This is a genomic window from Caballeronia sp. AZ7_KS35, from assembly GCF_023631045.1.
Classification (GTDB): domain Bacteria; phylum Pseudomonadota; class Gammaproteobacteria; order Burkholderiales; family Burkholderiaceae; genus Caballeronia; species Caballeronia zhejiangensis.
On sequence record NZ_JALQDV010000014.1, the window covers coordinates 1 to 1121 of the forward strand.

Sequence of the window (1121 nt, forward strand, 5' to 3'; positions counted from 1 at the left end):
GAATCAGCCGAGCGCGCCGGGCGTCAGCTGCGCGCACCGTCTGGCTACGAGTTGCTGACAACAATTGTTCGCGCTCGAGCGCGCTCAAATTCATCTTTTCCATGCGTTTCATTGAATACCAAATCGGGTGCTTTTCCAATGACGCAATGGACTAGGGAGCCGATACGACCCGTGCCATACGATTGCTGAATCAGCCCGGTGTTCCTGCCGACCAGTCCGCCACCGCGCCCATGTGAGCCGCCGACGTTGATTGGACCGCTCGCGTAGGACTGCACAATCCAGCCGTCGTTCTGATTGACGAGACCGCCATAAGAACTATTGCCGCCGACCGATGCGCCGCTCCAGGACCGTTCTATCGTGCCCTTGTTCCACCCGACGAGACCACCGCCCCCGATGCCGCCGAACGGCGCGCCCGACCCGACTCCACCCGTCGACCACGCATAGGCGATGACGCCGTCGTTGCGGCCGGCGAGGGCGCCGTAACTGCCTCCCATGCCGCCCTCGATGTTGGTGGTCGCCACGCCGAGGTTCCGCACGACGCCTCCCGTTCCGAATACTCCAAACAGCCCGGCATACGGTACGTACCCCTGAACTGGGATCTGAATATTCAGGTTGCTGACGACATGGCCAAAACCATCGAACTGGCCAGCAAACGGTGCCATGTCGGCCGGGGCGATCAGTGGGAACGATGTATTCTGCGCAGTCTTTAGGTCGATATCCTTGCCGAGTGCGTAGTTGCCCTTCAGATCGCGCGACACGTTCGCCAGATCCGTGGCGTTGTTCACGAGCTGGTACGCCGTGATCTGCGTGACGTAGCCGCTAAAGGGCAAGCCCGGCCAGCACCGATTGGCGAGGAGCGTGCCCGCCGAATAGCTGCCGCTCATGTCGTACAGCAGACTGACGATGCCGCTGCTCCGCGACCAATCGATCGTGCCTTCATTGCCGATGCCGCCGCCGTTGTCGATACCCGTTGCATCGGCGCGAACGGTGAGATTGCCGCCGCCGATGTTGCGAATGGCTGCACCCGGGACGATCGATACGCTATGGGAATGAAATGAGCGCCTCCCGCCCTGCGCCGACGCTATAACTACAACAGCGGCGGATTCTCGATTTCGTTTGGG

1 pseudogene is annotated in these 1121 nt (G+C 61.4%); it reads right to left on the minus strand.

The features are described from left to right. Window positions 1-44 precede the first annotated feature (44 nt). Window positions 45-1121 (minus strand): annotated as a pseudogene (locus tag NCT05_RS36990) (hypothetical protein); the annotation flags it as partial.